This is a genomic window from Mixta sp. Marseille-Q2659, assembly GCF_940807255.1.
Lineage (GTDB): Bacteria > Pseudomonadota > Gammaproteobacteria > Enterobacterales > Enterobacteriaceae > Mixta.
The window spans coordinates 1-21,503 of the sequence record NZ_CALNWY010000035.1 but is presented as its reverse complement, the minus strand read 5'-3'; the positions used below and the strand labels follow the sequence as shown (position 1 = coordinate 21,503).

Below are 21,503 nucleotides of genomic sequence, written 5' to 3'. Positions count from 1 at the left end.
AAAACATGTTAAGCATTAAAGATTTACAGGTAAACATTGAAGATAAAGCGATCCTGCGCGGGCTGGATCTTGAGGTAAAACCGGGCGAAGTCCATGCGATTATGGGGCCAAACGGCTCCGGTAAAAGTACGCTTTCCGCTACGCTGGCCGGACGCGAAGAGTATGAAATCGCCGGTGGTTCTGTCGCGTTTAAAGGCAAAGACCTGCTGGAGCTTTCGCCGGAAGATCGCGCCGGTGAAGGCATCTTTATGGCTTTCCAGTATCCGGTTGAGATCCCTGGCGTCAGCAACCAGTTTTTCCTGCAAACCGCCGTCAACGCGGTGCGTAAATATCGTCAGCAGGATGAGCTGGATCGTTTCGATTTCCAGGACTTTATCGAAGAGAAAATCGAACTGCTGAAAATGCCGGAAGATTTGCTGACACGCTCCGTTAACGTTGGTTTTTCCGGCGGCGAGAAGAAGCGTAATGACATTCTGCAGATGGCAGCACTGGAGCCGGATCTCTGCATTCTTGATGAGACCGATTCCGGTCTGGATATTGATGCGCTGAAAATCGTGGCGAACGGGGTGAACTCGCTGCGCGACGGCAAGCGTGCCTTTATTATCGTCACGCACTATCAGCGTATTCTTGACTATATCAAGCCGGACTACGTGCATGTGCTGTATCAGGGCAAAATCGTGAAATCTGGCGACTTTACGCTGGTGAAACAGCTGGAGGAGCAAGGCTATGGCTGGCTTACCGACCAGGAGTGAAAACGCGCTGCAACAGTGGCACCATCTGTTTGAATCGCGCGGCGACGATCGCTCATTACAGGCGCAACAGCACTGGCAGCAGCTGATGCGGCTTGGCCTGCCGACGCGCAAACAGGAAAACTGGAAATATACGCCGCTGGACGAACTGTTCAGCCAACAATTTGTTCTGCCGGAAGAAAAAGCGCTAACGGCGGAAGAGGTGGCGCGCCTGGCGTTGCCGCTGGACGCGGTGCGTCTGGTTTTCGTTGACGGCTATTTTAATCGCAGCCTGAGCGATGACCGCTTCGATCTGTTTGACGTGCAGCTTGCCAGCGCGGCGGAAAGACGTAATTTTGCCGCGCCGGTGCAGCCGGAAGTGTTCCTGCATCTCACCGAAAGCCTGGCTGAGCAGGCGATGACTATTCGGCTGCCGCGCGGTAAAGCCGCGCCCCGTCCGCTCTATCTGCTGCATATCAGCAGCGGACGCGCGGAACAGCAGCTGAATACGGTGCATTATCGCCATCATCTGCAGATTGAAGAGGGTGCCGAGGCGCAGGTTCTTGAGCATTACGTGAGCCTGAATGCGCAGCCGCACTTTACCGGCGCTCGTCTGACTATGGCGGTCGGCGATAATGCTCAGCTGACGCATACCAAGCTCTCGTTTGAAAACAGCAACAGCTATCACTTTGCCCATAACGATCTGGTGACAGGCCGTGATGCGCGCGTAAGCAGCCACAGTTTCCTGCTGGGCGCCGGACTGAGCCGCCACAATACCAGCGCGCAGCTCAACGGCGAGAACAGCAACCTGGCGATCAACAGCCTGGTGCTGCCGGTGGACAAAGAGGTCTGCGACACCCGCACTTATCTGGAGCATAACAAAGGCTACTGCCAGAGCCGCCAGCTGCATAAAACCATCGTGCGCGATCGGGCGCGCGCTGTGTTTAACGGCATGATTAAAGTGGCGCAGCATGCGCTGAAAACCGACGGACAGATGACCAACAACAACCTGCTGTTGGGACGCCTGGCGGAGGTGGACACCAAGCCGCAGCTGGAAATCTATGCCGATGATGTGAAATGCAGCCACGGCGCAACGGTAGGGCGCATTGACGAAGAGCAGATGTTCTATCTGCGCGCGCGTGGTATTAGCGAAGAAGATGCGCAGCGCATGATCATTTACGCCTTTGCCGCTGAGCTGACCGAAGCGATTGATAATGAAACGCTGAAAGAGGTGGTTCTGCAACGCATCGCCCAGCGTTTTCCTGGAGGCATTCAATGAGTTTTGATCTCGCACGCGTCAGGGCCGATTTTCCGATTCTGTCGCGCGAGGTCAACGGACAGCCGTTGGCCTATCTTGACAGCGCGGCCAGCGCGCAGAAACCGCTGGCGGTAATCAATGCTGAAAGTCATTTCAGCCAGCACGGCTATGCGGCGGTGCATCGCGGGATCCATTCCCTCAGCGCCGCTGCGACGACAGATATGGAAAACGTGCGCGCCCAGGCGGCGCGTTTTCTTAATGCCGCTTCGCCGGAAGAGATCGTTTTCGTTAAAGGCACTACGGAAGGGATTAATCTGGTTGCCAACAGCTGGGGCGGCAGTCAGCTTCAGCCAGGTGATAACATCATTATCACTGAGATGGAGCATCACGCGAATATCGTGCCCTGGCAGATGATCGCGGCACATACCGGTGCCACGATTCGCGTTCTGCCGCTTACGGCGGAAGGGGAGCTGGAGAGCGAGCGGCTCGCAGCGTTAATCGATGATCGGACGCGCCTGCTGGCCGTTACGCACGTTTCCAACGTGCTGGGCACCATCAACCCGGTAAAAGCGCTGGTGGCGCAGGCAAAGGCTGCCGGTCTGGTTACGCTGGTGGATGGCGCCCAGGCGGTCATGCATCAGCCTGTCGATGTGCAGGATATTGACTGCGACTTTTATGTCTTTTCCAGCCATAAAATCTACGGTCCGACCGGCGTCGGCATTCTTTACGGGCGTCAGGCGCTGCTGTCGACGCTGCCGCCGTGGCAGGGCGGCGGCGCAATGATTGAAACCGTAGTGCTGCCGGAAGGGACCACCTGGGCTAAAACGCCGTGGAGCCTGGAAGCGGGTACGCCGAACACCGTCGGCATTATCGGGCTTGGCGCTGCGCTGGCCTATGTCGAGGCGCTGGGGCTGGAGAATATTCAGCAACGGGAACAGGCGCTGATGCGTTATGCGCTGGATAAGCTGGCGTCGGTGCCGGGCCTGAAAATTTATGGGCCGCAGACGCGCGCCGGCGTTATCGCGTTTAATCTTGGCGATCATCACGCTTACGATGTTGGCAGCTTCCTCGATCAGTATGGCATTGCCATTCGCACCGGCCATCATTGCGCCATGCCGCTGATGAAACACTACGGCGTTCCGGCTATGTGTCGCGCCTCGTTCGCTATGTATAATAGCGAAGAAGAAGCCGACAGACTGGCTGCCGGACTGACACGTATACATCGCCTGCTGGGCGGCTAAGCCGTCCAGTCGGCAAGGGAGGAAGGAATGGCGCTACTGCCAGAAAAAGAGAAGCTGGTGCGCAACTTTAACCGCTGCGCCAACTGGGAAGAAAAATACCTGTATGTGATTGAGCTGGGTGGCAAGCTGCCGGAATTATCCGATTCCTTCCACCAGCCTGAATACAGCGTTTCTGGCTGCCAGAGTCAGGTCTGGATCGTTATGCAGCAAAACGCAGACGGCACCATCGACCTGCAGGGCGACAGTGATGCCGCTATCGTTAAAGGCTTGATTGCTATTGTTTTTAGCCTTTATCAGGGCATGACACCGCAGCAAATTACCGAATTTGATGTGCGTCCCTGGTTTGAGCAACTGGCTTTAACGCAGCATCTTACGCCTTCCCGTTCCCAGGGGCTGGAAGCGATGATCCGCACTATTCGTACCCGCGCGCAGGCGCTCTGCTAAGCTACACTTCTCTCACACCCCGCTACGGTTGGCGGGGTGCGTATTCTTTACGATGAGAGAAGCCTACATGAACGTTCATCTTCCCTTCGCAGGCTGGCTAATGTGCGCCGCGCTGCTTGTGCCGCGTCTGGTCAGCGCGACTGAATATCCCCTTCCTGCCGAAAACAGTCGCCTGATTGGCGAAAATGTCACAACGATTGTGCCCAACAATAATCGCCCGTTAGAAGATATTGCCGCCCGCTATAAAATCGGTCTGCTTAATATGCTGGAAGCCAATCCTGGCATCGATCCCTGGCTGCCCAAAGCGGGTAGCGAACTCATCATTCCTCAGCAAATGCTGCTGCCCGATACCAAACGTGAAGGTATCGTGGTTAACCTGGCGGAGCTACGCCTTTACTATTACCCGAAAGGGGAAAATAAGGTGATTGTCTATCCGGTAGGCATTGGTCAACAGGGAATTATGACGCCTTCCGTAGTCACCAGCATCAGTCAAAAGATCCCTAATCCTACCTGGACGCCTACCGAGAATATTCGCAAACGCTACGCCAAAGATGGCGTGACGTTGCCTGCGGTTATTCCGGCCGGGCCGGATAATCCTATGGGCATGTTTGCGCTGCGGCTGGCTTATGGCAAAGGCCACTATCTGATTCACGGCACTAACGCTGATTTTGGCATTGGTATGCGCGTCAGCTCCGGCTGTATTCGCCTGCGTCCTGATGATATAGAGGCGCTGTTTAACAGCGTGCCGAAAGGTACGCGAGTACAGATTATTAATCAGCCCGTGAAGTATGCGGTTGAGCCTGACGGTAAGCGCTATATCGAAGTGCATCAGCCGTTATCGCGCAGCGAACAGGACGATCCGCAAACCATGCCGCTACCGCTCACCAAAGCGATTAAGCGCTTTATTAATAGTGATGAGAGTGACACTGCTTTGATTAAGGCCGCGCTGGAGCGTCGTTCTGGCATGCCTGTTCTGGTTAATCTGGGCGAAGCGGTAAGCGAAAGCGACGCCATAACGCCTCAGCGGGCCGCTGACGAGCCGAAAGCGCAACGGGCAGAGGTGACTACGGCTCAGTCAGAAAAAACTGACAGAAGCTAACAGAGCGCGTTAGAAATATCTGTCGTTAACAGAAAGAGAAATCGAGAAACAAGGCGCGGGAAACAAACAGATAACAGACAAATAAAACAGAGGAAAAACGCAAAAAAAATGGCGTCCATTGGACGCCATTTTTATTACCAGAACTCTTACTTACGGTAAGAGTGAGCCTGGTTGTCCAGACGCTGGTTAGCACGAGCTGCGTCATCTTTAGCAGCCTGTACGTCAGAACGCATTGCGTTCACGTCGTTGCTCAGCTGGTCAACTTTAGCGTTCAGAGTCTGAACGTCGCTTGACAGCTGGTCGATTTTAGCATTGCTGGAGCAACCAGCCAGCAGAGTTGAACCCAGAATTACCGCGCCCAGTACCAGTTTAGTACGATTCATTATTTATACCCTCTAGATTGAGTTAATCTCCATGTAGCGTTACAAGTATTACACAAAGTTTTTTGGTATGAGAATAAATTTTTGATGAGAACATGCTTAATTTTGCTCGTTCGCTCAAAGAAACATCTGTTAAGGCAATAAAGGCGAAAAAATAAATGAAAACAGTCAGATTTAATTGATTTAATCTTTCCTGAAAGCCAGCTTTTATTGTTATTTTCAATTGGAATTTTTGGCAATAACGTTTACGCCGAAATAAAAAAAGCGCCTGTTCGGCGCTTTTTTCTTCAAGGCTGTAATTATTTACAGTACGTGAACAGAAGCGGTATTTGTCGTTCCGCTTGGTACCAGGGCACCTGATACCATGACCACAACATCACCTTTCTGCGCGTAACCGCTTTCCAGCGCGATTTCTTTTCCAATACGGTAGAAATCATCGGTAGAAGCAATTTCTTTCACTACGCGCGCTTCGATGCCTTTGCTCAGCAGCAGCTGACGTGCGGTGATTTCATTGGTCGTTAACGCCAGGATAGTCGCGTCCGGGAAATATTTACGTACGGACTTCGCAGATTTACCGCCTTCGGTTGCGACTACAATCAGCGGCGCTTCCAGTTTCTCGGCGGTTTCCACGGCACCACGGCACACCGCTTCGGTAATACGCAGCTTACGATTGTCGTTCAGCGTATCAATGCGGGATTTCATCACGCGATCGGTACGTTCGCAGATGGTCGCCATGATGCTTACGGATTCCAGCGGATATTTACCTTTCGCACTTTCACCAGACAGCATAACCGCATCGGTGCCATCCAGAATGGCGTTCGCGACGTCGCCCGCTTCCGCACGAGTAGGGCGCGGGTTCTTGATCATGGAATCAAGCATTTGGGTCGCGGTAATCACAACTTTACGTGCTTTATTACACTTTTTGATCATCATTTTCTGCGCGAAAATCACTTCTTCAACAGGGATTTCCACGCCGAGGTCGCCGCGGGCAACCATGATGCCGTCAGACGCATCGAGGATCTCATCAAAATTGTTGAGACCTTCCTGGTTTTCGATTTTAGAGATGATCTGGATATGCTCGCCGCCATGCTTTTTCAGATGCTCGCGGATTTCCAGCACGTCAGAACGCTTACGAATAAAGGAAGCCGCAACAAAATCGACGCCCTGTTCGCAACCGAAAATCAGATCGCGCTTATCTTTTTCCGCCAGCGCTGGCAGCTGAATAGACACGCCCGGCAGGTTAACGCCTTTATTTTCGCCGAGGTCGCCGTTGTTCAGCACTTTACATACCACGGTATTTTCGTTGACTTCGGTGACTTCCATACCGATTAAGCCATCGTCAACCAGAACGGTATTGCCGATTTTCAGGTCGGCAGCAAAGCCCGCGTAGGTCACTGCAACGCGTTCGCTGTTACCAATCACGGACTGATCGGTGGTGAAGGTGAACGTCTGACCCGCTTTCAGGGAAACGTCGTTGCCGCCTTCCAGTTTCATGGTGCGGATTTCCGGGCCTTTGGTATCCAGCAGGATAGCCGCCTGACGACCGGTTTTTTCCATAACCGCACGGATGTTGGCGATACGGCGGCCATGTTCTTCGTAGTCGCCGTGTGAGAAGTTAAGACGCATAACGTTCATGCCTGCTTCCAGCAGATTGGTCAGCATCTCTTCGGATTCAGTTTTAGGGCCGATAGTACAAACGATCTTGGTCTTTTTCATGACAAGTTATCTGTAAGTTGTGATGGATGATTAAGGTTTGAGGTCGATGCCTGGTGCATCGGGGAAATATTCATGCTCAGCGAGCGGATAGCGATACAAACTAAGAATAGGTGACAGATATGAAGCGTGCAGAGGAAGTTGTGCGATGATGTTCCATGGCCCGCGTGGGCGAGTTGCGCAACTGGTTGTGAGTGTAGGTTAGGGCACGTCAATTGGCTGAAACCATTCAAGTGAAACACCGGGCGATAGTATAGACGCTAAGTATACGAAAACCAACCAAAAAGCGTGCGTGCAGCTGGTGTGAGATCAAAGAAAGTCACGTTGCGGAAACGGCATCCGGGCCGTTTAACGGGCGTTTAAATTGGGCTAAGCGGCATAAATGAAAGCAGGACAATACCAGGAAAGTTCTGATAAAACAGGGATTGATTAGTAAAAGTCAGATACAACCTGCAAATAAGTTGCGCATAAAATATGCCTGCTAATGAAGGCTTTTTAATGGCAAAGCAAAAGGACGAAAAGGGCGTGCGCAGAGCGGGAAACAGGGAGATAAAACGTAAGCGTAAGGAGAACGATAAAGGGAACTGTAACCAGAGAGAGTGGTGCGTTCTAATGGACTCGAACCATCGACCCCCACCATGTCAAGGTGGTGCTCTAACCAACTGAGCTAAGAACGCATCGAAATTTTTGGTGCGTCCGAGTGGACTCGAACCACCGACCCCCACCATGTCAAGGTGGTGCTCTAACCAACTGAGCTACGGACGCACTTTGGTGCGTTCTAATGGACTCGAACCATCGACCCCCACCATGTCAAGGTGGTGCTCTAACCAACTGAGCTAAGAACGCATCTGCCGTCTTGGGTGACGGCGGGGACGAATATTAGCGACACTGTTCACCGCTGGCAAGCAGAAACATGCAATTTTCTGCGCGACTGCCCATCAACTGTGCGACCCGCCGTTTTTTTAGCCGCGGCGGGCCTTTATCTTAATGTTCCGCGCGCGACAGAATTAGTTCCGCCGGAAGTTTTTGCAGTCGGCGAATACGCCACAGCATCATAATGGCCGCCGACGTCAGGCCCAGAATAAAGCCGCACCAGAATCCAGCCGGGCCCATTGGCGGCACCAGCCAGTCGGTCAGCGCCAGTACATAACCGCTCGGCAGGCCGATAACCCAGTAGGCGATCAGCGTAATAAAGAAGATTGAACGGGTATCTTTATGCCGCGCAAAATCCCGCTGCCGATAACCTGAATGGAGTCGGAAAACTGGTGATTGCCGCCAGCAGCATCAATTGCGCAGCCAGAGTCACCACTTGCGGATTGTCGTTATACAGCAGAGCGATCTGCTCACGAAAGGTAACGGTAAACAGCGCCGTCATCGCCGCCATCAGGATGCCGACGCCCTGGCCGGTCCAGGCCGCCACTTTCGCCGCTGCCACCGAACCCTGGCCGAGACGAAAGCCCACGCGAATCGTGGTCGCCACGCCCAGGGACAACGGCAGCACAAACATCAGCGAGCTGAAGTTAAGCGCAATCTGGTGACCGGCGACATTCACGATCCCTAACGGAGAGACCAGCAGGGCGACCACGGCAAACAGGGTGACTTCAAAAAAGAGCGCCAGCGCCACCGGCAATCCAAGAAGCGTTAACCGTTTCAGTACGTTCCAGTCTGGCGCGCTGAAGTAGTCGGGCAGGGCGATATCGCGCATAGAGCGCGCCCGTTTGATCCACAGCCGCATAACAATAAAAATGACCCAGTAGACCGATGCGGTCGCCACGCCGCAGCCGACGCCGCCCAGCGCGGGCATGCCCAGATGGCCATAAATAAAAACATAGTTAACCGGGATGTTAACCAGCAGCCCGATAAAGCCCATCACCATGCCGGGTTTGGTTTTCGACAGGCCTTCGCACTGGTTGCGTGCAACCTGGAAAAAGAGATAACCGGGCGCCCCCCAGAGCAGCGCACGCAGATAGCCAACCGCTTTATCGGCCAGCGCCGGATCAATATCGTGCATGGCGTGAATCATATAACCGGCGTTCCATAACACCACCATGATCAGCACCGACACCAGCGCCGCCAGCCAGTAAGCCTGGCGCACCTGACGGGCGATCCGCTCGCGTCGACCGGAGCCGTTAAGCTGCGCCACTACCGGCGTTAAGGCCAGAATAAGGCCGTGGCCAAATAAAATAGCGGGTAGCCAGATAGAGGTGCCGACCGCCACCGCCGCCATATCGGTTGCGCTAACTGAACCGGCCATAATCGTATCGACAAATCCCATGGCCGTTTGCGCGACCTGCGCCAGAATAACCGGAATGGCAAGAGCTAATAATTGACGCGCTTCTGTCAGATACTTCTGCACGTAAACACCTTTTTATGTTTTAAAAATGAATAAAGAATTACCCAGAGGGCGAGATAATAAAGAATAGATAATGATGCGTCATGTTGGTGCAGGATCATAACGGCATCAAGGTCTTAAAGAAACAGCATTTTATGCGTGAAGCGGGCTGTTTTCCTGCCTTTGCCAGCCTGGTCTGCGGCGGAGAGTATGTTAATATCAGCAAAAACTAACTGAGGCTAATCTATGTTTACCGGAATTGTGCAGGGCACCGCCGAGGTGGTTGCTATTGAGGAAAAAACGAACTTTCGTACCCATATTATTAAAATGCCGCCAGAGTTATTACCGGGTCTGGAGCTGGGCGCATCGGTCGCACATAATGGCTGCTGTCTGACCGTAACCGAGGTTGATGGCGATCGCGTCAGCTTTGATTTAGTTAAAGAGACGTTGCGTATTACTAACCTTGGCGATTTACAGACGGGCGATGTGGTTAATATCGAACGTGCGGCTAAGTTTAGCGATGAAATCGGTGGGCATTTGATGTCCGGCCATATTATGACCACGGCGGAAATCTGCAAGATTATAAATGCAGAAAATAACCGTGAAATTTGGTTTAAGCCGCAGGACAGCTCGCTGCTGAAATATATTCTTCACAAAGGGTTTATTGGTATCGATGGCATCAGCCTGACCGTTGGCGACGTCACTAAAACTAAATTTTGCGTGCATTTAATTCCTGAAACCCTGGCGCGCACCACGCTGGGCACGAAAAAGCTGGGGCAGCGGGTCAACATTGAAATCGATCCGCATACGCAGGCGATCGTCGATACAGTTGAGCGCGTCCTGGCGCAGCGTGAAGCGGCGCTGGCAGCCAGCCTTCAGAACGAAACTGGCGAATAATAAAAAAAACAGGCAACCCGGTTGCCTGTTTTTAAGCCGTCAAACCGCGCCTGGCACGTTTTTTTTATATTAGTGCGGAACGCGCATTCCGCCTTCAACGCCGCGGCTGAAAACGACCTGCCACAGCTGAATATCACGGGCGCGGAAAGCACCGGCGCAGGCATTCAGATAATAGGTAAACATGCGTTTAAAGCGCTCACCATATTTTTCAGCCAGTTGCGGCCACGCCTTCAGAAAACGCTCATACCACGCCATCAGCGTTGTATCGTAATCGGCACCGAAATTATGCCAGTCTTCCATAATAAAATGCGGCTCGCTGGCTTCGGCAATATGACGCACCGAAGGTAAACAACCGTTGGGGAAGATATATTTATCGATCCACGGATCAACATTCATATCGGTTTTAATGGCGCCGATAGTATGGAGCAGGAACAGCCCGTCAGGCTTCAGATTGCGGTCGACCACCTCGAAATAGGTCGCATAATTTTTAGGGCCGACGTGTTCGAACATCCCGACAGAGACAATACGGTCGTACTGGTCATTAAGATCGCGATAGTCCTGCAGCAGAATAGTGACATCCAGTCCTTCACAGCGCTGTTGCGCCATTTTTTGCTGCTCTGCGGAAATGGTGACGCCGTGAACGGTAACGCCATAATGACGTGCGGCAAACTCTGCCAGACCGCCCCAGCCGCAGCCAATATCCAGCAGTTTCAGGCCCGGCTTCAGCTGTAGTTTTTCGCAAATCATTTTTAGCTTAGCCTGCTGTGCCTCTTCCAGCGTACCGGCTTCTTTCCAGTAGCCGCAGGAATACTGCATAAAGGGATCAAGCATAAGCGAAAAAAGATCGTTGCCTAAATCGTAATGCTCTTTACCCACCATCCAGGCGCGCTTTTTAGACTGTAAATTGGTCAGGCGCGCTGCCGCGATGCGTAAGGTATCTTTGAAATGATGAGGGAGTTGCTGATCCAGCTTGTGCTTCAGCACGCGGTGAAAAAACATATCAAGCCGTTCGCATTCCCACCAGCCATCCATGTAACTCTCGCCAAGACCGAGGGATCCCTCCTGTAATACACGTTTAAAAAAGTCAGGATTTTTAACCTGAATGTCCCAGAGACGATTGCCATTGACTTCAATATCGGCCATTTCCAGCATTTCATGGGCGATACGATACCAATGGTTTTCCTCCAGGTTCACTTCTTCTATGCACGATGAACTCATAGCTTCTCCATCACCTGTGTGATACGAACCTGAGAAACAGAATAGTCAATTTCTACAGGATTGTGAGAAAACGCACGGAAAACCGTGTGCCTGAATTACGACGTTAAGCAGAGGATTGAAATGAGTGAATGCCCGGTCAGCTAAGTGTCAGAACGTGAGAAGCGATCCGTCTGACCGGGAAAAAGCGCACGAATTATTATAAGTGACTGCCTGCAAAGGAGTATATGCTCACGCTGGGCAATATACAACGGCTAATGATTAGTTTGCTAATCATGTGTTGTCGCGACTTATCTCAGGACTTGTGGAGCCATTTACCGTTTTTGCTGCCGCGCTGTACTGCAACAGATAACCCAGCGCGACCAGCACAATCGTAAACAGCATCACCGCGCTGGTGGTCAGGAGTGGATGGCTTAGCCAGCTGGAAACCGCCAGGCTCGCAAAAAAGCAAAGTCCCAACTGGAGGCAATTCTGTAGCGCAGCGGCTTTGCCGGTATCCTGCGGAAAAGGCAGCAACGCATTAGCGACGACGATGGGATAAATGGCGCCGTTAGCTAATGCCATGCCGCAAAAAGGAATCAACAATCCCCACAATGTAACGTTGCCGCTAACCGCAACGATAAACAGCGCGGCAACGCTTACCGCATAAAAAATCAGCAGGGCAGGAAGCAGCGTTTGCCCTTTACGACGCTGAAGCGCAGAACGGCAACCAAAGCCGCCAATTAAAAAAGCGATGGTTTGCGGAATATAGCTCAGGCCAATATCGGCAGGGCTGAGCCCTAAATCATGCAGAATAAAAGGCGAGCCGGTAAGCCAGGCAAAGAAACTGGCGGAGCAGGCGGCATAAATCATTACGTTGCCGCTGTAGACGCGTGACGCCAGCAGCCGGAAAAAACCGGTGCGCGAACGCTGGGCATCTGACGGTGCCGCCGCTTTTTGCAGCCTCGCCGTAGCAAACAGCAGCGGCAGGGTAATCAGAAACAGCACTAAAAAGATGGCGTGCCAGGAAAAGTGGCTTAACAGCCAGGCGCCCAGCAGCGGTGCCAGCGCGGGCGACAGCGCTACCAGCGGCATAATAGTGGCAAAAACGCGGTTCGCCTGTGCGCCGCGGTAGCGGTCAACGACCAGCGCCTGCCAGCTGACGGCGGCGGAGCAAACGCCGACCGCCTGAATAAAGCGCAGGGTTAACATCTGCCAGGCCTCGGTAGCCCAGAGCATACCGGCGCAGCCGACAGCAAACATTGTCAGGCCCAGCAACAACACCGGTTTGCGGCCGAAGCGATCGGAAAGCGGGCCCCACAGCAGCTGTGCGCAGGCAAAGCCGCCTAAAAACACGGTCAGGCTGGCACTGATAACGCCCGCAGAGGTGTGAAAACTCGCCTGCATAGCGGTAAACGCCGGCAGGTACATATCAGTTGCCAGAAAACCCAGCGTACTGAGTAACGCCAGATACAACATAAATCCTTTTGTAGCAGACATCTCTTTCTCATTTATTTAGCAGGTGGACAGACGGCGCGAGGGTAAAGGATGTTTTTCTCAATGTGAAACGCTAAAATTTGCCGACTGACATCAAAATTTTTGCAGGCAAGAGATGTGGTCTGAATATGCGCTTGAAGTGGTTGATGCCGTTGCACGTACCGGAAGTTTCTCTGCGGCCGCGGAGGAACTCCACCGCGTGCCTTCAGCAATCAGTTATACGGTACGTCAGCTGGAAGCATGGTTGGCGGTTCCGCTATTTGAGCGGCGGCACCGGGATGTGGTGCTGACCGAGGCTGGTGAGCTTTTTGTTCGCGAAGGACGCACTGTTATCAAAAAAATGCTAGCCACACGCCGTCAGTGCCAGCAGGTCGCCAACGGCTGGCGCGGACAGCTAAGCATCGCTGTCGATCGGATTGTAAAGCCACAGCGTACGCGCCAGCTGGTTCTCGATTTTTACCGCCACTTTCCCGATATGGAATTGTTGATTACGCCGGAAGTCTTTAACGGTGTCTGGGACGCGCTGGCGGATAACCGCGTTGACGTTGCCATTGGCGCGACACAGGCGATACCAGTAGGTGGGCGCTTTGCCTTTCGCGATATGGGCGTACTGAACTGGCGCTGTGTGGTCAGCGCTGAGCATCCGTTAGCTGGCGTGACGAGCGGATTGCAGGATGATGATATCCGTCCCTGGCCTTCACTGGTGCTGGAAGACACCTCGCGTGCGTTGCCGCGCCGTACCACCTGGACGCTGGATAATCAGAGGCGTCTGGTGGTGCCGGATTGGGAAAGCGCGTTTGACTGTTTGCGCGCGGGGCTGTGCGTGGGTATGGTGCCGGGGCATTTTGCCGCGCCGCTGTTGGCATCCGGCGCGCTGGTCGAGCTGACGCTGCCAGCGCCTTTCCCGGACAGCCCTGCTGCGTCAGCTGGTCAGAACAGAGCAGCTCGCCGGCGCTGCGCTGGCTACTCGACTATCTTGGCGATACGGAAACGCTCAATCGGGAATGGCTGCGGGAAGCGTAACAACTCAGGGCCGATGGCCCTGAGCGTTGAGATTAGCGGCGATAGTCGCGGAACGGGCCGTCGGCGACGGAGCGGCGTTCAATCAGGGTGGGATGAACTTCAATCGTTTGCGACTTTTCACGCTTATTAATAATACGATCTAACAGCATATCGAACGCCGTTTCGCCCAACTGCTCTTTAGGCTGATGCACCGTGGTAAGCGCAGGCGTGAAATAGCGGGCGTTGCGCACGTTATCGTAGCCGATGACCGAAATATCCTGCGGTACGCGCAGGCCCATCTCATCCGCTGCGCAAATGGCACCCATCGCCATAATATCGCCGCCACAGAAAACGGCGGTCGGGCGCTGCTTCTGTGCCAGAATTTGCTGCATCGCGCGATAGCCCGATTCTGGCTCAAAATCGCCCTGTACGATCCACTCATCGCGCACCGGAATATTCGCTTCGTTTAGTGCCTTGATAAAACCAGCAAAACGGCCGCTGCCGGTATTGCGCTCCATCTGACCGGGAATAATGCCAATATCGCGATGGCCACGCTCGATCAGATAGCGTCCGGCGATATAACCGCCTTCAAACGCATTATCCAGCACGGTATCGGTAAAATCGCCGCGCGATTCGCCCCAGTCCATCACAACCATAGGAATGTTGCGGTTCTCTTCCAGCATTTTCAGCAGCGCTTCAGGGTATTCAGAACACATGACCAACAGGCCATCGACGCGCTTCTGGGCCATCATCGACAGATAGGCCTGCTGTTTCTGCAGATCGTTGTGGGCGTTGCCAAGAATAAGCGTATAGCCGCGGGCGAAACAGCGCGTTTCTACCGCCTCAATAATTTCAGCAAAATAGGGCGCTTCGCTGGAGGTCGCCAGCAGGCCAATCGATTTGGTGTGATTGACCTTCAGGCTACGTGCTACCGCACTGGGAGAATAGTGCAGTTCTTTGATTGCAGCCCATACCGCTTCGCGGGTTTCTTCCGCGACAAAACGGGTTTTATTAATGACGTGCGAAACCGTGGTGGTGGAAACGCCAGCACGCTTCGCGACATCTTTGATTGTTGCCATTAAAAAAATACTCCTGCGCCTATCGTAATAGTTTGATATGGCTAATGTTAAACGTTTGCGTCCGCATGGCGTAATTCAGCGCTTGAATAGGTTAATAATGCTGGCTGAGTTACGTCTGGCTTGGCGGGACGTCTTTGAAAAAAGGGGCCAACAGCGGTGATTTCCGTTGTTGCGCAACGCAAGGCGGGGATTCTACCAAGGTGGCGCAAAGAAAACGAGATTTTTACCCTGGAGTATGGGAAAATCTATAACATTACTGTTTGTAGGGATTGAGGGGGCGCAATGAGTACCGATTTAAAACTGTCGTTAACCACTACCGTGGCAGCGCTGCTGCTAATCATAGCTTTTAGCTTTACGGCAGTTATGCACTAACAGAGTGCTGGCAATAAAAAAAGCCTGTCTTATGACAGGCTTTTTTTATTGCGCAACGCATTCAGCGAATGGTGCGTGGCGTCATTACCCGCCGCGCGCCGACGTAATGACGCTGCCAGTAATCATCACTAAGCTGGCTGATCTGAATATCTTTACCCGTACGTGGTGACTGAATAAAACGCCCATTGCCCAGGTAAACGCCGACATGATCGGCCGCGCCACGATTATTGATGCGGAAGAAAACCAGATCGCCTTTCTCCAGCGCTTCGCGATTAACCGGCGCCGCGTCGCGCAAATGGTACATTTCATTGGCGGTACGCGGAATTTTGAATTTTACGACATCTTTGTAGGCATACCAGACCAGGCCGCTACAGTCGAAGCCGGTATGAGGAGAGGTGCCTCCCCAAAGATAAGGTTTGCCAAGCTGGCTCATCAGCTTATTCATCGCCGTTTCGCGCGCCTTTTGATAACGAGCCCGATGCGCCTTGCTCATTTCCAGAGGCCCGCGCAACGCGGCCTGCGCCGTTTTCTTATCGCCGCGTTGACGGCCGTAACGTGCCTTTGTGGTCTTAACGCTGCCTTTTTTGGTGCTGGCGGTTTTGACGCTGCTTTTTTTCGTCGAGCGGCTTTTCTTCGCGGTTACCGTTTCGGCATGGCTTGCCGCAGGCTTGCCTTTTTTCTTTATCTTGTTTTTTTCAACGGTCGCCGGGCGTGATTTTTTAGCGGCGGTTTTTAAGGGACGACGCTTACGGCGATCGTCATCGCGGGCGCTTTTCTTATCAATTTTATGCTGGCTGGCCTTAACCGGCGCCTGCGGGGAAGCCTGCGCCACATTAAAAAAGAGTTGCGCAAAAGCCAGCATAAAAAGCGTAATCAGTAAACGCATGGTGTGGTTACACTAAAAGCGCGATAAGCGCGCAAAGTTAATCCTGTTTCTACCATAGCGGCAGATCCCCGAAAGCCAATTCTAATCGAACTGTTTACGAAAACATAAAGCCTTTTTCAGACAAACAACGTTTAATTGCATTAAGATGTAAAAATAAGCAGAAACAGCTGCTTATCTCAACAGAATTATTGCCGGATATTAATCGGCGTCCCATAAAAGGGCCCGTTGGGCGTTATTTTATTCTTAACGACCGGCATAATAACCTGAGGTATTTAACCTTACAGAAAATGTCGTTTTCAGCGACCCGTTACAGTCGCTACAATCAATAGACACGAAGCAAGCTATTTAAGGAAGGCAATTATGAGTACTGTTGAAAAAATTCAGCGTCAGATCGCAGAAAACCCAATTCTGTTATATATGAAAGGCTCACCGAAGCTGCCAAGCTGCGGTTTTTCTGCGCAGACCGTTCAGGCTCTCTCTGCCTGTGGCGAGCGCTTCGCCTATGTTGATATTTTACAGAATCCTGATATTCGCGCTGAGCTGCCGAAATATGCCAACTGGCCAACGTTCCCGCAGCTGTGGGTTGATGGCGAGCTGGTGGGCGGCTGCGATATCGTTATTGAAATGTTCCAGCGCGGCGAACTGCAGACGCTGATTAAAGAAACCGCAGAAAAATATAAAGAAGCTGAATAAGCTGATTTAACTTGCTGAAAAGTAAAAGGGCGCGGATAGCGCCCTTTTTACGTTACAGCCCCGCGCTATCTGGCGCTTCTTCGGGCTGTTCTTCGCCGACCAGCAGCGGCGGCCAGCCGCCCAGACGTTTCCAGCGATTTACCAGTTCACAAAACAGCTCCGCAGTGCGTTCCGTATCGTACAGCGCCGAATGGGCCTGGCTGGCGTCAAAAGCAATGCCTGCGGCCTTACAGGCTTTCGCCAGGACGGTTTGACCGACCACCAGCCCGCTCAGCGCGGCGGTATCGAAGGTCGCAAACGGATGGAAAGGATTGCGTTTCAGGCTGGCGCGTTCGGCGGCGGCCATCATAAAGCTGTGGTCAAAATTGGCGTTATGCGCCACCACAATCGCCCGGTTGCAGCCGTGATCTTTGATTCCTTTGCGCACCTGCTTAAAAATCGCATGCAGCGCATCATATTCATTAACCGCACCGCGCAGCGGATTTGTCGGATCGATACCATTGAACGCCAGCGCTTCAGGATGCAGGATCGCGCCCTCAAAAGGCTCGACATGAAAATGCAGCGTCTGGTCAAGCTGTAGCCAGCCGTCCTCATCCATTTTCAACGTAACGGCGGCAACTTCCAGCAGCGCATCGGTTTTGGCATTAAATCCGGCCGTTTCCACATCAATCACCACCGGATAAAACCCGCGGAAGCGTTCAGATAAAGCGTTCAGTTGTTTCGATTCAGACATCAGGATCTCGTTGGCGAAAAAAAGCAGCGCGCATTATGGCAAATTTCGCCTGAGGTTGCAGCAGCGGGAAGAAGAAGGGCGCCGAAAAGCGCCCTGGATAGTTAGTTGCCGAGACCGTGACCGGCCTGTTTATTTTCAATCAGTTCGATTTTATAACCGTCCGGATCTTCAACAAACGCAATGATAGTGCTGCCGCCTTTTACCGGGCCGGCTTCACGCGTCACATTGCCGCCTGCCTGACGGATTTTTTCACAGGTGGCTGCCACGTCGTCCACGCCCAGTGCGATGTGGCCATAGGCGTTACCGAGATCGTATTTATCGACGCCCCAGTTGTAGGTCAGCTCGATTACCGCGCCTTCGCTTTCATCGCTGTAGCCAACAAAAGCCAGGTTGTATTTATATTCCTGATTTTCACTTTCACGCAGCAGGCGCATGCCCAGCACGCGCGTATAAAAATCGAGTGAACGCTGCATATCGCCAACGCGCAGCATAGTATGAAGTAAGCGCATAATTGTCTCCTGAAAGGGGTCATCATCCGATGACAGTCGAAAAAAGCTTAGTATAGCTGCCGGATACCGAGCGAAAAATCAAGGCTCTTGTGTTAGTAGACCAGTCGTATTGAAAATGGCGTTTTTTTATTTAGCGCCGAGGCTTTCACAATAAAATCGTCGCTTGCGTTAACGTGGCGCCAGAATAGCGGTTTACGCAAACGACGGCGAAATCAGCCATATGGCTGATTTCGCCGCAGTATAAGCGACCTGGTACTTCTGCCGTTTAAGCCGGTAACACCGCGCTATAAACAAAGCTGCTCGCCGGTGGCGAGCAGCTTTTAGTATGCGATCGTGTCGTTTAACACATAGCTCTCAGGGTAATAGACCCGCTGGCCTAATGCAACCTTAATGCATCTGACACACCTTCAGCAGATCGAGTGCTGGCTGGTAAAGTCCGGTCTGAACGTTGACCATTCCCAGTAACGTATGGAAAACGTTATCCTGTGAGACCTCGTCCTGTTGCGCATGCTGGCGCAGACAGGTCTCGTTAACGCCATAAGTGCGCGCATAATCAGCGGAGAGCCAGACCAGAAATGGAATATGCGTCTGCTGGCTGGGCGCGAACAGATAAGGCGTACCGTGCAGATACATCCCTTTCTCGCCCAGCGACTCACCGTGATCGGAGAGATAAATCAGCGCCACGTTAAAGCGATCCTGATAGCGCTTTAACAGATCGATGGTGTCGCTCAGCATCGAATCGGTATAGAAAAGCGTATTGTCGTAGGTATTGACCAGCGCCTGATGATCGCAATCCTGAATCTGTTTGCTGTCGCAGGTCGGCGTAAACTGCCGCATCGCGGGCGGGTAACGTAAATAGTAAGCCGGGCCGTGGCTGCCCATCTGATGCAGTACGATAACGGAATCATCCTTTACGCCATCAATATAGTTCGACAGGCGATGCAGCAGCACATCATCCAGACAGTAGTCGCTGTGGCAGAATTCATTAAGCTTCCACTGAGTCATATCGGTATGCGGAATACGGTTACAGGCGCCTTTACAGCCGCCATCATTTTCGCGCCACATAACGTTCACGCCGGCATGGGCCAGCACATCCATCAGGCCTTCCTGATGGCGCGCCAGATTGGCGTTATATTGCGTGCGCGGCATACCTGAAAACATACAGGGTACGGAAATCGCGGTTTCGGTGCCGCAGGAGCTGGCATGCTGATAGTAAATGACCTGCTGCTGTTTCAGCTTCGGGTTCGTTTCGCGACCATAGCCGCCTAAAGAGAAGTTCTCCGCACGTGCCGTTTCACCCAGCACGAAAATCACCAGCGTCTTTTTGCTGGCCGCTTTAATTACCGGCCCTTTATGAGCATCCTGGCCAATACGTACCAGCGCCTGGCTCCCTTGTAGCCAGCGGTTATTCACATAATTAATGGTTCCGCTCACCACATTGGCGGGTGCCACCATTTTCACCAGCCCTTTGTTATTACGAAACAGCGAGGCGTAATCCTTATACATCAGGGCGGCGATCAGCAGAACGAGCAGCACCGAGCCGATACACCACAGCGCGCGGCTGGCCAGCGCAAACCACCAGGGGCGCGGGCGTATGATTTTCGTCATGGCTATCACCACAGCAGGGATCACGCCCAGCAGCAGCATCCACAGTAAGTAACGCGGACTGAGCAGCGCCGTCGTCTCCTGAAGGTCTGTTTCAAAGACGTTCTGCACCATATTGGTGTCGATTACCGTGCCGAAGCTATACATAAAATAGTTCGCGGCCGCGCCGCACAGCAGCAGAATAATTAACAGCGGTTTGCCGAGCCATGGCAAAACTAACAGATTAAATATCAGCATAAAGGCGCAAAACAGCACCAGCGGGATCGAGGCCAGAAAGAGATAGTCATGCAGATGTGTCAGCGGCGTCCTTTCTGCGGCGCGCACAATAAACAGAGCGTTAAGGATGAAAGTAAAATATAAAGCGCAACCGATAAGGAATGTCGATTCTCTACAGCGAAGTTTTTTCAGCAGCAACATGATGACGCTTAATAGAAGGATTTGTTGCAGCTTAGTCGAAAAACATTAGTAAAACCTTAACGCGCTTGATTTAAGCGATCTGTAACCCTCTGGTTAGCCAAAGATTAGATTTGCCTCTCGCCGCGTAAAGAATTTTCAGGCCTCAGCTTGCGCTACGGAGGGATGCTGTCTTCAATGAAAGAAATGCATTAATCAGGAGGCGATGTGGCGGAGCAGCTAGAGTTTTTCCCGGTGCCAAGCCCGTGCCGTGGAGTTTGCCAGTCCGACGAACGAGGTTACTGCCGTGGTTGTATGCGTAGCCGCGATGAACGCTTTAACTGGATGAAGTTCAGCGATGCGCAAAAGCGCGAGGTGCTGCGCCTTTGTCGGCAGCGCTGGCTACGCCTGCAACGCAGTGAAAAAGCACCGCCTCCCGAAGAACCCCAACAGCCGTCACTCTTTTGATATTCCCCGCTTTTATTCTCTGGCATCGGCGTATACTGCGGTCCTGAAAACTTAGCCGAAGGAAGCAAAATGACAGAACGTGTATGTATCGCGCCTCAGGGACCGGAATTTTCCCGACTGGTGATGGGCTACTGGCGGCTGATGGAGTGGCAAATGTCCGCCCAGCAACTGGTGACATTTATTGAACAGCACTTGGCGCTGGGGATTACCACCGTCGATCATGCGGATATTTACGGGGATTATCAGTGCGAGGCCGCGTTCGGCGCCGCGCTACGGCTGGATCCCTCGCTGCGTCAGCGTATAGAGCTGGTGAGCAAGTGCGGTATCGCTACCACCGCACGCCCGGAAAATGCGTTGGGCCACTATATTACCGATGCCGATCATATTATTCGCAGCGCGGAAAATTCATTACGCCACTTTGCCACGGATTATCTCGATCTGCTGCTGATTCACCGCCCCGATCCGCTCATGGATGCTGACGACATCGCCGAAGCGTTTACTGCGCTACATCAGAGCGGCAAGGTTCGTCACTTTGGCGTATCTAACTTTACGCCGTCGCAGTTTTCGCTGTTGCAGTCGCGCCTGCCGTTTACCCTGGCGACCAATCAGGTAGAAATCTCTCCGCTCTGTCAGGATACCCTGCTGGACGGTACGCTCGACCAGTGCCAGCAGTTGCGCATCAAGCCGATGGCATGGTCCTGTCTGGGCGGCGGTCGGCTGTTCAGTGAAGAGAAATCAGCGCCGCTGCGTGCCGAGTTGCAGGCTGTTGCTGAAGAAACCGGCGCCGAATCTATTGAGCAGGTTGTTTATGCCTGGATTATGCGCTTACCTTCGACGCCGTTGCCCATCATTGGCTCAGGAAAAATTGAGCGTGTGCGCGCCGCGCAAAAAGCAACGGCTATTCAACTTAGCCGTCAGCAATGGTTCCGTATTCGTAAAGCGGCGTTGGGCTACGATGTGCCGTAAAGATACGCAAAAAA

At 52.8% G+C, this 21,503-nt stretch carries 19 protein-coding genes, 3 tRNA genes and 2 pseudogenes; 11 read left to right on the top strand and 13 right to left on the bottom strand.

The features are described from left to right. Positions 1-5 precede the first annotated feature (5 nt). The 5 genes from sufC (at position 6) to P3C52_RS18305 (ending at position 4,770) form a co-directional block, all read left to right on the top strand. On the top strand, positions 6-752 hold the full coding sequence (gene sufC, locus P3C52_RS18325; RefSeq protein WP_275556348.1) for a Fe-S cluster assembly ATPase SufC: 747 nt from the start codon (positions 6-8) through the stop codon (positions 750-752). Continuing rightward, complete coding sequence (gene sufD / locus P3C52_RS18320) at positions 727-2,007, top strand: Fe-S cluster assembly protein SufD (RefSeq protein WP_275556347.1); 1,281 nt, start codon at positions 727-729, stop codon at positions 2,005-2,007. Before sufC ends, sufD begins: the two co-directional genes overlap by 26 nt. Then, positions 2,004-3,227: a cysteine desulfurase SufS gene (gene sufS / locus P3C52_RS18315; protein WP_275556346.1), complete on the top strand. Its 1,224-nt coding sequence runs from the start codon at positions 2,004-2,006 to the stop codon at positions 3,225-3,227. The genes sufD and sufS overlap by 4 nt, the downstream gene beginning before the upstream one ends. A gap of 27 nt (positions 3,228-3,254) precedes the next feature. Then, entirely contained in the window at positions 3,255-3,671 is a 417-nt protein-coding gene (gene sufE / locus P3C52_RS18310; protein ID WP_275556345.1) for a cysteine desulfuration protein SufE, read from the top strand. Between the two features lie 100 nt (positions 3,672-3,771). Next, entirely contained in the window at positions 3,772-4,770 is a 999-nt protein-coding gene (locus P3C52_RS18305) for a L,D-transpeptidase family protein (protein WP_275556354.1), read from the top strand. A 146-nt stretch (positions 4,771-4,916) separates the two neighbouring features. Here P3C52_RS18305 and P3C52_RS18300 read toward each other — a convergent pair whose 3' ends face one another. The 6 genes and pseudogenes from P3C52_RS18300 to P3C52_RS18275 all read right to left on the bottom strand — a co-directional run bounded on the left by P3C52_RS18300 (position 4,917) and on the right by P3C52_RS18275 (position 9,219). Beyond that, positions 4,917-5,153 (bottom strand): major outer membrane lipoprotein, encoded by a 237-nt coding sequence (locus P3C52_RS18300; protein ID WP_002908860.1) that lies wholly within the window; start codon positions 5,151-5,153, stop codon positions 4,917-4,919. Between the two features lie 300 nt (positions 5,154-5,453). After that, entirely contained in the window at positions 5,454-6,866 is a 1,413-nt protein-coding gene (gene pykF, locus P3C52_RS18295; protein ID WP_275556344.1) for a pyruvate kinase PykF, read from the bottom strand. Positions 6,867-7,463: 597 nt separating this feature from the next. Then, positions 7,464-7,540: transfer RNA gene (locus P3C52_RS18290), tRNA-Val, on the bottom strand. Positions 7,541-7,551: 11 nt separating this feature from the next. Beyond that, positions 7,552-7,628: transfer RNA gene (locus P3C52_RS18285), tRNA-Val, on the bottom strand. Between the two features lie 4 nt (positions 7,629-7,632). Further along, positions 7,633-7,709, bottom strand: a tRNA-Val gene (locus P3C52_RS18280). Positions 7,710-7,847: 138 nt separating this feature from the next. After that, a pseudogene (locus P3C52_RS18275) lies at positions 7,848-9,219 on the bottom strand (MATE family efflux transporter). Between the two features lie 80 nt (positions 9,220-9,299). Here P3C52_RS18275 and P3C52_RS18270 point away from each other — a divergent pair. Next, complete coding sequence (locus P3C52_RS18270; RefSeq protein WP_275556343.1) at positions 9,300-9,428, top strand: hypothetical protein; 129 nt, start codon at positions 9,300-9,302, stop codon at positions 9,426-9,428. A gap of 13 nt (positions 9,429-9,441) precedes the next feature. Then, positions 9,442-10,092, top strand: a complete 651-nt coding sequence (locus P3C52_RS18265) for a riboflavin synthase subunit alpha (protein ID WP_275556342.1) — start codon at positions 9,442-9,444, stop codon at positions 10,090-10,092. Positions 10,093-10,161: 69 nt separating this feature from the next. Here P3C52_RS18265 and cfa read toward each other — a convergent pair whose 3' ends face one another. Beyond that, on the bottom strand, positions 10,162-11,310 hold the full coding sequence (gene cfa / locus P3C52_RS18260; protein ID WP_275556341.1) for a cyclopropane fatty acyl phospholipid synthase: 1,149 nt from the start codon (positions 11,308-11,310) through the stop codon (positions 10,162-10,164). 270 nt (positions 11,311-11,580) lie between these two features. Then, positions 11,581-12,786: a purine nucleoside transporter PunC gene (punC, locus tag P3C52_RS18255; RefSeq protein ID WP_275556340.1), complete on the bottom strand. Its 1,206-nt coding sequence runs from the start codon at positions 12,784-12,786 to the stop codon at positions 11,581-11,583. Between the two features lie 112 nt (positions 12,787-12,898). Here punC and punR point away from each other — a divergent pair. Then, positions 12,899-13,806, top strand: a pseudogene (gene punR, locus P3C52_RS18250) (DNA-binding transcriptional activator PunR). A 32-nt stretch (positions 13,807-13,838) separates the two neighbouring features. On the opposite strand, the gene purR reads toward punR, so the two are convergent. Beyond that, positions 13,839-14,864: an HTH-type transcriptional repressor PurR gene (gene purR / locus P3C52_RS18245; protein ID WP_275556339.1), complete on the bottom strand. Its 1,026-nt coding sequence runs from the start codon at positions 14,862-14,864 to the stop codon at positions 13,839-13,841. Positions 14,865-15,297: 433 nt separating this feature from the next. After that, positions 15,298-16,122: a C40 family peptidase gene (locus tag P3C52_RS18240; RefSeq protein WP_275556338.1), complete on the bottom strand. Its 825-nt coding sequence runs from the start codon at positions 16,120-16,122 to the stop codon at positions 15,298-15,300. Between the two features lie 357 nt (positions 16,123-16,479). Between P3C52_RS18240 and P3C52_RS18235 the strand changes: the two genes are divergently transcribed. Continuing rightward, positions 16,480-16,815, top strand: a complete 336-nt coding sequence (locus P3C52_RS18235; protein WP_208615362.1) for a Grx4 family monothiol glutaredoxin — start codon at positions 16,480-16,482, stop codon at positions 16,813-16,815. Between the two features lie 52 nt (positions 16,816-16,867). Here the strand turns inward: P3C52_RS18235 and rnt are convergent, their stop codons facing one another. The 3 genes from rnt to eptA form a co-directional block, all read right to left on the bottom strand. Beyond that, on the bottom strand, positions 16,868-17,548 hold the full coding sequence (gene rnt / locus P3C52_RS18230) for a ribonuclease T (protein WP_275556337.1): 681 nt from the start codon (positions 17,546-17,548) through the stop codon (positions 16,868-16,870). Between the two features lie 101 nt (positions 17,549-17,649). Beyond that, positions 17,650-18,057 (bottom strand): lactoylglutathione lyase, encoded by a 408-nt coding sequence (gene gloA, locus P3C52_RS18225; RefSeq protein WP_275556336.1) that lies wholly within the window; start codon positions 18,055-18,057, stop codon positions 17,650-17,652. Between the two features lie 387 nt (positions 18,058-18,444). Continuing rightward, a complete protein-coding gene (gene eptA / locus P3C52_RS18220) occupies positions 18,445-20,079 on the bottom strand; it encodes a phosphoethanolamine transferase EptA (RefSeq protein WP_275556335.1) in 1,635 nt (544 codons plus the stop codon). A 204-nt stretch (positions 20,080-20,283) separates the two neighbouring features. Here eptA and P3C52_RS18215 point away from each other — a divergent pair, with 204 nt between their 5' ends. Both P3C52_RS18215 and P3C52_RS18210 read left to right on the top strand, forming a co-directional pair. Next, the gene (locus P3C52_RS18215; RefSeq protein ID WP_275556334.1) at positions 20,284-20,523 is read left to right on the top strand and encodes a DUF1289 domain-containing protein; all 240 of its coding nucleotides are present in this window, start codon (positions 20,284-20,286) and stop codon (positions 20,521-20,523) included. A gap of 69 nt (positions 20,524-20,592) precedes the next feature. Continuing rightward, positions 20,593-21,489 carry an aldo/keto reductase family oxidoreductase gene (locus P3C52_RS18210; RefSeq protein WP_275556333.1) on the top strand — a complete coding sequence of 299 codons (897 nt, stop codon included), beginning with the start codon at positions 20,593-20,595 and terminating at the stop codon, positions 21,487-21,489. The last annotated feature ends 14 nt before the right edge of the window (positions 21,490-21,503 follow it).